Annotated in this window: 9 protein-coding genes; all 9 read right to left on the reverse strand. The window is 74.0% G+C overall.

Features of this window, described 5'->3' with window-relative positions:
• Positions 1-83 precede the first annotated feature (83 nt).
• Positions 84-2,042 (reverse strand): serine/threonine-protein kinase, encoded by a 1,959-nt coding sequence (locus IO39_RS47020; RefSeq protein WP_052424257.1) that lies wholly within the window; start codon positions 2,040-2,042, stop codon positions 84-86.
• 172 nt (positions 2,043-2,214) lie between these two features.
• Complete coding sequence (locus tag IO39_RS47025) at positions 2,215-3,369, reverse strand: cytochrome P450 (RefSeq protein WP_043639425.1); 1,155 nt, start codon at positions 3,367-3,369, stop codon at positions 2,215-2,217.
• 138 nt (positions 3,370-3,507) lie between these two features.
• Positions 3,508-4,299: an IclR family transcriptional regulator gene (locus tag IO39_RS47030; protein ID WP_052424258.1), complete on the reverse strand. Its 792-nt coding sequence runs from the start codon at positions 4,297-4,299 to the stop codon at positions 3,508-3,510.
• A 98-nt stretch (positions 4,300-4,397) separates the two neighbouring features.
• On the reverse strand, positions 4,398-4,604 hold the full coding sequence (locus tag IO39_RS47035) for an XdhC family protein (RefSeq protein WP_245642673.1): 207 nt from the start codon (positions 4,602-4,604) through the stop codon (positions 4,398-4,400).
• A 70-nt stretch (positions 4,605-4,674) separates the two neighbouring features.
• Positions 4,675-7,836, reverse strand: a complete 3,162-nt coding sequence (locus IO39_RS47040) for an NACHT domain-containing protein (RefSeq protein ID WP_052424259.1) — start codon at positions 7,834-7,836, stop codon at positions 4,675-4,677.
• 48 nt (positions 7,837-7,884) lie between these two features.
• On the reverse strand, positions 7,885-8,499 hold the full coding sequence (gene eda, locus IO39_RS47045) for a bifunctional 4-hydroxy-2-oxoglutarate aldolase/2-dehydro-3-deoxy-phosphogluconate aldolase (RefSeq protein ID WP_043639432.1): 615 nt from the start codon (positions 8,497-8,499) through the stop codon (positions 7,885-7,887).
• Between the two features lie 176 nt (positions 8,500-8,675).
• Positions 8,676-9,653 (reverse strand): glucokinase, encoded by a 978-nt coding sequence (gene glk / locus IO39_RS47050; protein ID WP_245642650.1) that lies wholly within the window; start codon positions 9,651-9,653, stop codon positions 8,676-8,678.
• 150 nt (positions 9,654-9,803) lie between these two features.
• Positions 9,804-11,747 carry a phosphogluconate dehydratase gene (gene edd / locus IO39_RS47055; RefSeq protein ID WP_043639438.1) on the reverse strand — a complete coding sequence of 648 codons (1,944 nt, stop codon included), beginning with the start codon at positions 11,745-11,747 and terminating at the stop codon, positions 9,804-9,806.
• Positions 11,747-13,336 (reverse strand): glucose-6-phosphate dehydrogenase, encoded by a 1,590-nt coding sequence (gene zwf, locus IO39_RS47060; protein ID WP_439331510.1) that lies wholly within the window; start codon positions 13,334-13,336, stop codon positions 11,747-11,749. The genes edd and zwf overlap by 1 nt, the downstream gene beginning before the upstream one ends.
• Between the last annotated feature and the right edge of the window lie 133 nt (positions 13,337-13,469).

The following is a 13,469-nucleotide window of genomic DNA, read 5'->3' on the forward strand; positions in this document are numbered from 1 at the left end:
CGGTGCGGGCGTCTGTCCCGGCTGACGCCGGCAGGGGTCTCCTGCTGATCCGGCGCCGGCCCGATGCCGGGCGGCGCCTCCGTTCAGTCCAGGGTGATCCGGGCGCCGGCGCTCAGGCCCGAGTCGTGCACCTCGAGCCCCGCCGGTTCGAGGTTCTTCGGCAGCTCGAACACCAGCGCCCCGGTGAACGACCGGCCCGCCTCGATGCGGATCGGCGTGATCTCCTTGCCGCCCCGGTCGAGCAGCCTGGTGCCGCCGTGCGGCTCGTCGTCCTCGTCGATCAGCTTCTGCTGGCCGGGGTAGAGCACCCTGGCCTCCGGGCCGATGTTGCTGACCTCCACGCCGATCCGGCACGTACGCTTCGTCGCGCCCTTGGCGGGCTTGGGGCACTTCGTGCTCGTCACGGCGAAGCGCAGCTTGCCGTCCGTCGCGGCCCCGTCCGCGCCCGCGGCGGGGGAGCGGAAGACCCACGCCAGCACGGCGATGAGCACGACCATCACCACGACCGCGATGACCAGCACGGTCAGGCAGCCCGTCAGCACGCCCCGCTTCGGCCTCGCCGGCCGGTAGCCGGGCAGCGGGCCCTGCCCGGTGGTCGCGTGATGCGGCAGCGGCCCCTGCCCCGTCTGGTGCGGGAGCGGCAGCTGCCCGCTCTGGTGCGGCGGCGGCACGCGTCCGGCCCCCGGCACCGGCCCGGTGCGCTCGACCGGCGGCGGCTGCATGCGCGCCCCCACCGGCCCGGTGCGCTCCGCGGGCGGCGGCTGGTGCGGCATCCGATTCCCGCTCCGCTCGGCGGGCCCGGGCTGCGGCCCGCGACGGGCCGGCCCCGGGGTCGGCCCCGTGCGTTCGGCGGGCGGCGGCTGGGGCGGGCGGCCCGCGCCCGGTGTCGGGCCGGTGCGCTCGGACGGGGGCACCTGCGACGGGCCCGCCGGGCGCCCGGCACGCTCGACCGGCGGCTGGGGCGGCATGCGGTGGCCGCCCGGGCCGGTGCGTTCGGCGGGGGAGGGCTGCTGGGGCATGCGGAAGCCACCGGGGCCGGTGCGCTCGGCGGGCGGCGGCTGAGGCCCGCGCGGCGGCCGCGGTGCGTGGCCAGGGCGGTCCGGCTGCGGTGCGTGGCCAGGGCGGTCGGGCGGCATCGGGGGCGGCATCAGCGGGCCGAACTCCGACGGGTTCCACGCGCTGGTCAGGTGCCTGGTGGCGGCGAGCTGCGCCGCCGGCTCGTCGGCCGCCTCCACCAGCTCCAGCAGGAGCTGCCGCGCGGCCGGCCGCCGCGCGGGGTCGGGATGGATGGCGGCGGCCACCAGCCGGTCGAGCGGCGCGGGCAGCCCGCGCAGGTCGGGCGGCGCCTGCCGGGCCCTGGCCGCCATCACGTAGGCGTCGCCCTCGCCGAACGGATGCCCGCCCAGCCCCGCGTACGCGATCAGCGACCCCCACGCGAACACGTCGCCCGCCGGGCTGGAGACGCCTTCGAAGACCTGTTCGGGAGCGATCCAGCCGGGGGTGCCCATCACCATGCCGGCGTTGGTGTGCCGGGAGTGCACGTGCGTCGAGCGGGCCAGCCCGAAGTCGATCACCCGCGGCCCCGCGAGCGTCAGCATCACGTTGGCCGGCTTGAGGTCGCGGTGGACCAGCCCCGCGGCGTGGATCGCGGTCAGCGCGGCGGCCACGCCCACGGCGGCGGCGTGCAGCACCGACGGCGACAGCGCGCCGTGCTCGATGAGGTGGTCCTCCAGGGAGATGCCGTCGATGTACTCGGTGACGAGGTAGAGCACCCCGTTGTCCTCGCCGTGGTCGAGCACCCGGGCGGTGCAGAACGAGGCCACCTTGCGCGCGTTGGACACCTCTTCGTGGAACCGCGCCCGGTAGACGGGGTCGGCGGTGTAGTCGCGCCGGATCGCCTTGAGCGCCACCCGCGGGCCGTCGGCGGTCGTGGCGAGGTAGACCACGCCCATGCCGCCGGAGCCGAGACGGCTGATCAGCTCGTAGGGGCCGATCGCCGGCGGGTCATCCGGCTGCAGAGGAGTGCCTCCGGAGCGCCCCAACGTCGCCGTCCTCTCGCCGTCGTCATCCCGTCTCAACCCGAACCGTTCCTCCCGCCGGTTCGTTCCTCTGACCCCCGAACCGTTCCGCCGCCCGGCATCCCGTTTGTACCCCAGACTCTAACGGAGACAGGGGCTGCCCGGTGGCCAGTAGCCCGCAGCGCGGGGCCTGGCGTCAGCGCTCGGGGGGATCGCGGCGCACGGGGCGCATCGTCACCCGCAGGCGCGTCACGTCGATGGAGTGGGGCAGCGGGCGGTGCGGCGACAGCAGGCGGCCGATCGGCTTGGGGCGGGCCACGCGCAGCACGGCGCCGAGGAAGGCGGTGCCGACCGCGAGCGTCAGGTGCACGCCGTCGCAGCCCGGCATCGCCCACCACTCGTCGGCGGCGGTGCCGTCGAGCCAGATCTCGGGCGCGAACGTGTTGGCGTACGGCAGGCGCGGGCCGCGCTGGTGGGCCGAGACCGGGATGAGCACGGTGGTGCCGGCGGGCAGGGTGGTGCCGTACCACTCGGTCTCGGTGGTGGTGACCCGGGACAGCGCCGGCACCGGCGGCCACAGGCGCAGCCCCTCGCGCAGGCAGGCGCGCAGGTGGTCGGGGTCCTTGCGGGCCGTCTTGCGGTGGCCGGGATGGGCGGCCAGGAGCGCCAGCGTCTGGGTCAGCCCCGAGGAGATCGAGCCCAGCCCCATCAGCCAGAACGCGGCCTGCATCAGCGCCCGCGCGTCCGTCTCGGGGGTCTCGGCGATCAGCCCGGCCAGGCTGCCCGGCTCGGCGCGGCGCAGGTGGTCGATGATGCGGGTGTCGTAGCGGCCCGCGAGGATCTCCTGGCGCCGGCCCGCCCTGCCCCTGGCCCGCCACCGGCCCGCCCGGGTCATGCCGGTCAGCAGCCGGGTCAGCTCCTGGTCGCCGGCCGCGCCGTCGCCGTAGACGCAGCGCCTGGCCACCCGCTCCCAGCAGGCGGCGAGCCGGGCGTGGTCCACGACGCCGCTGGTCAGCGCGCCGGCCTCCTCCCTGGCGACCTCGATGAAGCGGGGCCGCAGCACGTTGGTGGGCAGGCCGAACGGGCGCTCCTCGACGGCGGGGGCGTAGGCGTCGTCGTCCTCGGCCAGCACGCGCACGGCGTCGCGCTTGGACAGGACCAGCAGGGCCCGTCCGCGCGGGACGCGGACGAGCACGGGCCGGCCGCCGTAGCGGGCCTCCAGGGAGGCCAGCAGCGCGCGGGAGCGCAGCACGTCGCGGCCCGGGGTCACGTGCGGCGTGCCCGGCGGCACGAGGGCCGGCGCCAGGCGCAGGCTCTCCAGCAGGCCGGCCCTGGGCAGGCCCCTAGGCACGGGCGGGCTCCCGCGATCCGGGTGGGACGTTCATGTCACGATGTGATCGTCCCGGGGGTCGCGCTCGCAATGCGGGGTTTCGGTCACCGGAACACTTCCGGACTCAAGATCCGTCGATGTTCCGGTGACCGGAACGCGTCACGAGCCGAGGAGGACGGCGGAGATGGCCTGCGCGGCGCCGCGTACGGAGATGCTCAGCCTGCCCAGCGGCGCCAGATGGGCGGGCGCGGCCACGCCGAGCGACATGCAGATCCGGCCGCCGGGCCCGAACACCGGGGCGGCCACGCAGGCCACGCCCTCGGTATATTCCTCCTGGGAGTAGGCGATGCCGTGCCTGCGGACCTGGGCCAGCTCCCGCTCCAGCCCCGCCAGGCCGGTGATCGTGCGGCGCGTCATCCGCTCGAACGCGCCGCGCGCCAGCAGCTCCTGGCGCAGCTTCGGGTCGAAGGCCAGCAGCGCCTTGCCGGTCGCCGTGCAGTGCAGCGGCGCCCGGTCGAGGCCGTCGGAGCGCGAGGCGACCCGGTTGTGGCCGTACAGGCGCTCGACGTAGCGGACCTCCAGGCCCGACGGCACGGCCAGGTTCACCGTCTGCCGGGTGGCCTCGTACAGGTAGAGCAGGTACGGCAGCACCGCCTTGCGGGTGCCGGGCACGCGGGCGCGGGTGATGCCCGTCATCGACTCCAGCAGCTCACCCGGCAGGTACGCGTTGCCCACCCGCCGGGCCAGCTCGCGCGAGCACAACACGCCAAGGATCCGGTGGGCGGTCGACTTGGGCAGGCCCGTGCTCCTGCACAGCTGCGACAGCGTGACGGGACGGGAGGCGGCGCTGAGCGCGAGCAGGATGTCGATCCCCCTCTCCAGGCTGCCGGGCTGGGACGCGGGGCGCTCGTCCGTGACCGCCTGTGCTTGACCGGCCGTTTCCGTCGGCATCGATATCCCTTTCGCTCTCCGGATAGCGGAAGGGGCTTCCCGGGGCTGTGGTTGGACATTTCCTGGCCTACCCCGGCTGCCGCGCGCTGAATACCCGCTCAGCGCAGACGGATGATCTCCGCGTACACGGAGACCGCCACCTCACCAGGCGTTCTGGCCCCTATGTCCAGACCCGCCGGGACATGAACCCGTTCCCCGCCCGCCACCCGCGCCAGCACCGCCGCGCCGCGCCTGCGGCTGGCGATCAGCCGGACGTGCGGCACCTTCCTCGACTTCCTCACCACCCCGGCGGCCACCCAGATCATGCGCACCCCGGACGACGGCATCCCCCGCAGCCGCTTCCGCCCGCCGGTGCACGTGTCGATCTGGAGCTGATCACTTGTGGCGGCGGAGCCGCCGGCCGAACAGGTGACCGTTGCTCACCTCCTGCCCGGACATGAGATGCACCTCCAGGCGGGTGTTGCCGGCCAGCGGCGCGAGATCCAGCCCGGGAACGTAGTCAGTCAACCAGAGCTGGCCGAGGGAGGGCAGGTCCGCCAGCGGCGAGAGGTCCCGCACCGCGGTCCCGCCGAGGTGCAGCGAGCCGAGCGCGTGGCAGCGCGAGAGCGGGGAGAGGTCCTCCAGCCCGGGGACGTCCCACAGCGCGAGCCGCGTCAGGTCCAGCCGGGCGAGCGCGTCCAGCTCTTCCACGTCGTCACATCCCCCGAGGTCGAGGTCGCGCAGGCCCGGCCCGCGGCGGACGATCTCGCCGGCCGAGGCGGCCAGCGGGGTGCCGGTCAGCGTCAGCGACTCCAGACCATCCAGCGGCGGCAGGCACTCCCACGCGGTCAGGGCGGGGGCGTCGGTGATGGCCAGCGTCCGCAGCCCGGGAAGGTCGCCGAGGACCGTGAAGTCGGAGATCCGCGGCACGTCGGCGAGCGCCACGCTGGTGAGGCTCCGCATCCCGGCCAGGAAGCCGATCGCCTCTGCGCCGATCACCGTGAGGCCCTCCAGCGCGCCGAGCCGGCTCACGACGCCGAGGTCGGCCCCGGCCGGCACGAAGGTCAGCACGAGCTCCTTGAGCGACTCCCGATGGGCGAGCAGGGGGGTCAGGTCATGCGCCGCGGAGACGTGGAGGACGATGTACCGCTGCGGCGGCAGCACGCGTACGGCGTCGAGCTGGCCCGCCGTCCGCACCCGGAGCAGCGACGGCGGTTCCGCCATGGCGCCCAGCACCCGCTCCGCGTAGACCCTCGGCTCGAAGTAGCGCCATCCCTCCACCAGCTCGTACCCCATCCCCTCACACGAGGCGTAGCGGGCCAGCAGGTCGAGGGCCTCCGGCCCGTTGATCAGCCGGGCCGTTCTCACGCAGGCCCGCGCGACGGCGGGGGAGAGCCCGCGGAGATCCTTCGGCAGCCGGTCGAGCACGACCTGCCCGGCCAGCGCCAGCGACCGCGCCGCGGCCAGATCGCGGGGCGGGATGAGGTCGCCGAGGCAGCCGTCCACCGCCTCGCGTAACCGCTCGGGCACCGAGGGCAGCGTCTCCAGGCAGCCGCAGAGCACGATCTTGAGCCGCCGGGCGTGCCGGGGCTCGGCGGCGATCCGGGCCAGCAGCCCGCCGAGCAGCTCCTCCCGCAGCGGCCCGTTCGCGTGGCCCGCCGCCATGATCACGACTTCGCGCCACTGGTCGCGGTGCGCATTCGACACCAGCGGCTCGATGTCCCCCACCTCGGCGGCGGCCCGCGCGGTCAGGTACTCCTGCACGGTGCGGTGCACGAAGTCGATGCGCCCCGGCACCGGCTCGCGGATCACGCCGCTGCGCTCCAGCAGGTAGCCGAGCACCTGCTCGCCTGTCGCGCGCACCCGGGGCATGGCCGCGACCGCCCGGTTCACCCAGGCCAGCGCCGCCGGCCTGGCCAGCTCGACCCGGTTGGTGACCGAGAGCTGCCAGGCCAGCTCCTGCAGCACCTGGATCTTCTGCGGCCGGTTCAGTGGCACCTCGCCGTAGCTGGGGACGACCCGCTCGGCGTCCCTGCGCTCCAGCAGCATCTCCAGCGCCGCCGCGTACAGGCCCATGCGGTCGGGCGGGAGCTGGGAGGCGCGGTCGAGGTTGAGCGCGCAGAGCATGGAGGCGAGCAGCGGCGTGGCCGCCAGCGCGCGCAGGTGGGGCGCGCTCTCCAGGTGCGACAGCAGCCGCGCCTGGACGACCGGCAGGTGCTCCGGCGGGCACGGCAGGTCGCCGGCGCCCCTGATCGCCTCGTGCCAGTGCTCTACCAGGGCACGGGTGTCGGCCGGGGTCATCCGCTCCAGGTACGCCGGCGTGAAGCCCTCCTCGTCCAGCCACGACGCGGAGGCGGCGGACGGGCGGCTGGTGACGACGACCCGGATCCGGGGGAACTCGGCGAGCAGCCCGCGTAGCCACGGCCTGATCGCCCTGCGCTGGTTGCCGGTCAGCTCGTCCACGCCGTCGATCAGCAGCAGCGCGCGCCCCGACGCGAGCTGCCGGTGCGCCCACCCGGCGGGCATTAGCCCGGCCAGCGGGCCGGCGGTCAGGTCGAGCAGCCGCTCGGGCCTGGGCAGCTCGCGATCGGCGTGGCTGCGCAGCTTCACCAGGAACGGCACGCAACCGTTCCACCCGCTCAGGTCGCCCTCGAACTCGCCGCGCGCGGCCATGACGGCCAGCCGGCGCAGCAGCGTGCTCTTGCCGCCGCCGGCCTCGCCCCGCAGCAACATCCGGCGTCCCCGGCCGAGCGCGCTCTCCGCCCGCATGGTCGCGGGCTCGTCGGGGCTCTCGTGCCACGGGACGTGCGCCGCGGTCCTGGCGGGGGTGGCGGTGACGGACAGGCTGACGTAGGCGACGCTGAGCGAGGTGCGCGGCCGGAACCGCTCCACCCGCACGCCCAGCAGCTCCAGGGTGTCGAGGGTGCGGGAGACGTGGTCCAGGTAGCGGCGGCGGAACTCGGCGTCGTGGCCGGTGCCGTCGGGGGCCTCCAGGGTGCGCGCCGGGAGCCGGGCCAGCATGGCCGCGAGCTGCTCGCCGAGGCCCGACAGGCGCGCGAGGGTCTCGGCAGCGGCGCGGGGCTGGAACTCGGGCAGGTGCCTGACGAGCCTGACCAGGCAGTCGCAGCACTCGTCCAGCACGACGTCGTAGAGCCGGGCCTGGGCCTCGCCGAGGTCCTTCGGCGCGGGTAACGAGGCGCGCAGGTCCCGGGCGAGGCGCACCGGGTCGGCGTCGGCGGCCAGCAGGGCGCGGTCGGACAGATCGGCCCGCGCCAGCGTGTCCCGGATCTCGGCGAGCACGACCAGCCGGTCGTCGTCGCCGAGCCCGGGGAACTCGTGCCCGCACAGCTTCAGCACCCGCGCCGTCACCGCGTCGGCGATGTCCTCGATCTGCCGCTGGGCCTTGCGGCGCACCAGATGATCGGGAAAGCGGGCCCGCATCAGCTCGACGAGCGGCAGGCGGCTGCTCTCGCCGGTCGAACGGGCGGTGAGCCAGGTGCGCATGGCACGCTCGCCCACGGCCGTGCCCACCTTCAGCGCTGCGGTCTCCAGGGCCACCGCACCATTATTCCTCCGGGCCGCCGCCCGCTCGGCCGGGCCGCCGTGCTAGGCGCGGAGTGCGGCCGCCTCGGCGGCCAGCTTCTCCACGCGGGACCAGTCGCCCGAGGCGATGGCGTCGGCCGGCGTCAGCCAGGTGCCGCCGACGCAGCCCACGTTGGGCAGCGCCAGGTAGTCGCGGGCGGTCTCCGGGCGGATGCCGCCGGTCGGGCAGAAGCGCACGTCGGGCAGCGGCCCGGACAGCGACTTCAGGTACGGCACGCCGCCGGCCGCCTCGGCCGGGAAGAACTTCAGCTCCTTGACCCCCCGCTCGGCCAGCGCCATCACCTCGGTCACGGTGGCCGCGCCCGGCAGGTACGGCACCCCGCTGGCGTCCAGCGCCTCCACCAGGGACAGCGTCGTGCCCGGCGAGACGAGGAACTTCGCCCCCGCCGCCACCGAGGAGGCGATGTCGTCGGTGGTCCGGATCGTCCCCGCGCCCACGGTCGCCTCGGGCACCTCCTCGGCGATCCTGGCGATGGCCTCACGGGCGGCCGGCGTGCGCAGGGTCACCTCGATGACCGGCAGTCCGCCGGCCACCAGCGCCCTGGCCAGCGGGACGGCGGTGCCGGCGTCCTCGATCACCACGACGGGGATCACGGGGGCGAGATCGAGCAGGCTCATGGTTCTCTCTCCTCGTCGGCCGTCTCACGGCCGTCGTCTTGTCAGGTGCGTCTTGTCACGTGCGTCTTGTCGCGTACAACGCGTCCTGTCCGGTGGGACGCGGCCGGTCTCACGGGACGCGTCCTGTGCGGCGCGTTGTCTCGTACAACGCGGTCACCTGCCCGGCAGGGGACGGTTCAAAGGGCCGCCGGGCCCACCAGTTCCGTGCGGGCGCGCTGGCGCAGCCAGGCCGCCGCGCCCGTCATCCCCGGCTGGGCCGCGACGATGAGCACGGTCCCGATCTCCGCCAGGTACGCGGCCATGTCCGGATTGTCCTCGAACCTGGCCCGGAAACCGCTGGCCCGCACGCGCTCCACGATGCGCGGCAGCACGCCGCCGGCCAGGTACACCCCGCCCCGGGCGCCGAGCGTGAGCGCGACGTTGCCGCTGAAGGTGCCCAGCATCGCGCAGAACACCTCGACCGTCTCCGCGCACAGCGAGTCGTCGACCCTGGCCACGATGTCCGAGGCGGTCAGCTCGGGCGCGGTGACGCCGTTGACCAGGGCCAGCGCCCGGTGCAGCCGTACCAGCCCGGGGCCCGAGAGCAGGTGCTCGGCCACCACGTGCGGCAGGCCCTGCGCCTGCAGCGCCCGGACGATCTCCAGCTCGCGCGGCTCCAGCACCGGCACCGTGGCGTGCCCGCCCTCGCCGGGGATCGGGGCCCAGCCGTGCTCGACGGGCACCAGCCCGCCGACGCCGAGCCCGGTCCCCGGGCCCAGCACCGCCTTGACGCCGTGGTGCGGCGCGGGGCCGCCCAGGGAGACCAGCTCGTCGCCGTCCAGGTGCGGCAGCGACACGGCCAGCGCCTCGAAGTCGTTGAGGAGGCGGACGTAGGGGATCCCCAGGTCGCGTACGGACCCGGCCCAGTGCGAGTTCGTGAGCCGGTAGTGGTCGCCGTCGATCGGCCCGGCGAGCGCCAGGCAGGCCGCCCCCGGCCGCACTCCGCCCGCGTGTTCCGCGAGATAGGCGGCTACGGCTTCGGGAAGGGTGCCGTAGTCGGCACCGGCCAGGACCGCGACGTTCGTCGGCCGCGCCTCCAGGGACGTGACCAGGCCGAACCTGGCGTTGGTCCCTCCGATGTCGGCGACGAGCCACGGAAGGTCAAAGGCACTCACGCATACCTCCGGCATTCAGGGCGGCGTCAAGATCGCGCGCCATACACCGAAGGATGCCACGACCGTTCACGGGAGGATGTGAGGGTACGGGCTCAGGAGCGTTCAGAGCGCGCCAAACGGACATAGAGCACCGTACCGTCTTATAGTTGGTCACCGGACCAGTCCGGCGGGCCGCGCGCCGACCGACACGCCCGTCTCCAGGTGCGAGGAGCCCGCCTGGGCCGGGAAGCCCAGCCCGGGACCGTGGTGCGGCGACTCGGCGCCGCTGATCCCGAAGATGCCGGCGCCCTGCTCGGCGTGCCCCGCCATGCGGCGGAAGGCGGCGAACAGCTCACGGCCCGTGCCGACCCACTGGGCGTCGCTCAGCGGCCGGCCCTCCGGCGCGCGGCCGGCCAGCTCCTCGGCCGGCACCAGCAGCTCCAGCGTGCCCGCCGCCGAGTCCAGCCTGATCACGTCGCCGTCGCGCACCAGCGCGATCGGCCCGCCGTCGGCGGCCTCGGGCGACAGGTGGATCGCCGCCGGCACCTTGCCCGACGCGCCCGACATGCGCCCGTCGGTGACGATGGCCACCCGCTGGCCCCGGTCGAGCAGCACCGCCAGGGGCGAGGTGAGCTTGTGCAGCTCGGGCATGCCGTTCGCGCTCGGGCCCTGGTAGCGGATGACCGCCACGAAGTCCTGCCCGTCCAGCTCGCCCGCCTCGAACGCCTTCATCAGGTCGAGCTGGTCGTGGAAGACCTTGGCCGGCGCCTCGATGACCAGGTGCTCGGGCTTGACCGCCGAGACCTTGCTGACGGCGCGGCCGAGGTTGCCCTCGACCATGTGGATGCCGCCGTCGGCCGAGAACGGGTCGGAGACCGGCCGCAGCACGTCCAGGTCCTTGCTGCCGCCGGTCACCGGCGACCAGACCAGCTCGCCGTCCACCAGCTCCGGCGCCTCGCGGTAACGGTCGAGGCCCGGGCCGGCCACGGTCATCACGTCGGCGTGCAGCAGGCCCGCGTCGAGCAGGTCGCCGATCAGCACCTGCATGCCGCCGGCCTCGCGGAAGTGGTTCACGTCCGCCTGGCCGTTGGGGTAGATCTTGGTCAGCGACGGCACGACCTCCGACAGGCAGGCCAGGTCGTCCCAGGTCAGCACGATGCCCGCGGCGGCGGCCATGGCGACCAGGTGCAGCGTGTGGTTCGTGGAGCCGCCGGTGGCCAGCAGCGCGACGCAGGCGTTCACGATGGCCTTCTCGTCGACCAGCTCGCCGATCGGCGTGTACGCCCCGCCGTGCGCGGTGATCTCCACCGCCCGGCGCCCCGCGGCCTCGGTGAGGGCGTGGCGCAGCTCGGTGTGCGGGTTGACGAACGTCGAGCCCGGCAGGTGCAGGCCCATGACCTCCATCAGCGCCTGGTTGGAGTTCGCGGTGCCGTAGAAGGTGCAGGTGCCGGGCGAGTGGTAGGACTTGGACTCGGCCTCCAGCAGCTCGTCCCTGCCCACCTTGCCCTCGGCGAACAACTGCCGGGTGCGCGCCTTGACCTTGTTCGGCAGGCCCGAGGTCATCGGGCCGGCCGGCACGAAGATCGCGGGCAGGTGCCCGAAGTGCAGCGCCCCGATGAACAGCCCCGGCACGATCTTGTCGCACACGCCCAGCAGCAGCGTGGCGTCGAACATGTCGTGCGACAGCGCGATCGCGGTGGCCATGGCGATGACGTCCCGGCTGTAGAGCGACAGCTCCATGCCCGCGCGGCCCTGCGTGATGCCGTCGCACATCGCCGGCACGCCGCCGGCCACCTGCGCCACGCCGCCGGCCTTGCGCACGGCCGCCTTCAGCTCCGGCGGGTAGGTCTCGTACGGCTGGTGCGCGGACAGCATGTCGTTGTAGCTGGTCACGATGGCCACGCCCGGCTTGGCCGTGCCGCGTAGGGCGGGCTTGTCCGCCTCGGGGGCGGCCGCGAAGCCGTGCGCGAGGTTCGCGCAGCCCAGGTGCGCCCGCGCCGGGCCCTTCGCCCTGGCGGCCTCGCCGTCGCGGCGGATGCGCTCCAGGTACACGGAGCGGCTGGCGGCGCTCCGCTCGGCGATCCGGTCGGTGATCTCCTGGATGACGGGGTTCATCACAGCTCCTCCTCGTGCCAGGCGCGACCGCTGCGGCCGAGCAGTTCGTGGGCTCCGGCGGGGCCGGTCGTCCCCGCGGGGTAGGGCTCGGGCAGCGCCGGGTCGGCCCGCCAGGCGTCGAGGATCGGGTCGATCCACCGCCAGGCCGCCTCGACCTCGTCGCGGCGCATGAACAGGGTCGGGTTGCCGGCCAGCACGTCCATCAGCAGCCGCTCGTACGCCTCGGGCACCCGCGCGGTGAACGTCTTGCCGAAGTTCAGCGACAGCGGCACCGGCTTCAGCGTCACCTCGCCCGCGCCCGGCTCCTTGGCCATGATGTGCAGCTCGATGCCCTCCTCCGGCTGCAGCCGCAGGACGAGGCGGTTGGGCGTGCCGCCGGGGAAGATGGAGTGCGGCACGTCCTTGAACTGCACCACGATCTCCGAGCGCCGGTACGGCATCCGCTTGCCGGTCCGCAGGTAGAACGGCACCCCGGCCCAGCGCCAGTTCTTGATCTCGGCCCGGATCGCGGTGAACGTCTCCACCCGCCGCGAGTCCTCGTTCGGCGGCGTGGAGGCCGGCTCGTCGAGGTAGCCCACCATGCCGTCGGACTCGACGTACTGGCCGCGCACGGTGAAACGTTCCACCTCGCCGCCCGCGATCGGCCGCAGCGCCTGCAGCACCTTGACCTTCTCGTCGCGGATGGCCTCGCGGTCGTTGCGCGCCGGCGGCTCCATCGCGGTCAGCGTCAGGAGCTGCAGCAGGTGGTTCTGGACCATGTCGCGCAGCGCGCCCGCGTGGTCGTAGTAGCCGCGCCGGCCGGGCGTGCCGACCGTCTCGGCGGCGGTGATCTGGACGTGGTCGATCCACAGGGAGTTCCAGATCGGCTCCAGGAAGGCGTTGGCGAAGCGCAGGACCAGCAGGTTCTGCACCGTCTCCTTGCCCAGATAGTGGTCGATGCGGAAGATCTGGCGCTCCTCGAAGATGGCGCCGACCTCGTCGTTGATGCGCTGCGCGCTGGGCAGGTCGTGGCCGAGCGGCTTCTCCAGCACCACGCGCGAGCGCGGCGACACCAGCCCGGCCTGCTGCAGCCCGCGGCAGAAGGGGCCGAACGTCCTGGGCGGGCTGGCCAGGTAGTAGACCCGGTCGCGCTGCTCGTGCTCGCCCAGCAGCGCCGACAGGGCCTGCCAGCCGGACTTGTCCTCGCTGCCGACGTCGACCGTCACGTGGAACAGGCGGCCGAGGAAACGCTGCCACATCGCGGGGTCGTCGACCGGGACCTGGTCGCGCACCTCGGCGTCCACCTTGCCGCGGAAGTCGGCGTCGGTCAGCCCGCCCCGGGACAGGGCGATGACGCGGGTCTCCGGGGAGAGCCGGCCCTCCCGGTCGCTGTGGTACAGCGCGGGGATCAGCTTGCGCATGGACAGGTCGCCGGTGCCGCCGAAGACGACGAGGTCGGCGGTGTGGGCCGTGTTGCCGGACGTGTTGCCGGACGGGTTGCCGGACGGGTTGCCGGACGCGCCGCCGGACGTGCGGCCGGACAGGCCGGCGGCTGTCGTGGTGGACGGGGTGGCTGGCACGGCGCTGGACGCGGAGGACGCGGTGGACACGGGTGGGGCTCCGATGATCTACCAAGCAGGGACAGAACGGACACTAACCAGAGTTTGGGTCGTACACAAGCGGAGTTTTGGCATTTGAGATGAAAAAGTCGTGACTTTTCATGACACAAGCACATGTGGTTCA

This window comes from Nonomuraea candida (genome assembly GCF_000725485.1).
In the GTDB taxonomy this organism is placed as follows: Bacteria; Actinomycetota; Actinomycetes; order Streptosporangiales; family Streptosporangiaceae; genus Nonomuraea; species Nonomuraea candida.

Excerpts from the sequence above, each read along its gene's own strand:
- IO39_RS47030 (WP_052424258.1), bottom strand. The coding sequence starts at position 4,299 with ATGCCGACGGAAACGGCCGGTCAAGCACAGGCGGTCACGGACGAGCGC.
- edd (WP_043639438.1), bottom strand. The coding sequence starts at position 11,747 with ATGAACCCCGTCATCCAGGAGATCACCGACCGGATCGCCGAGCGGAGC.
- eda (WP_043639432.1), bottom strand. The coding sequence starts at position 8,499 with ATGAGCCTGCTCGATCTCGCCCCCGTGATCCCCGTCGTGGTGATCGAG.
- IO39_RS47035 (WP_245642673.1), bottom strand. The coding sequence starts at position 4,604 with ATGATCTGGGTGGCCGCCGGGGTGGTGAGGAAGTCGAGGAAGGTGCCG.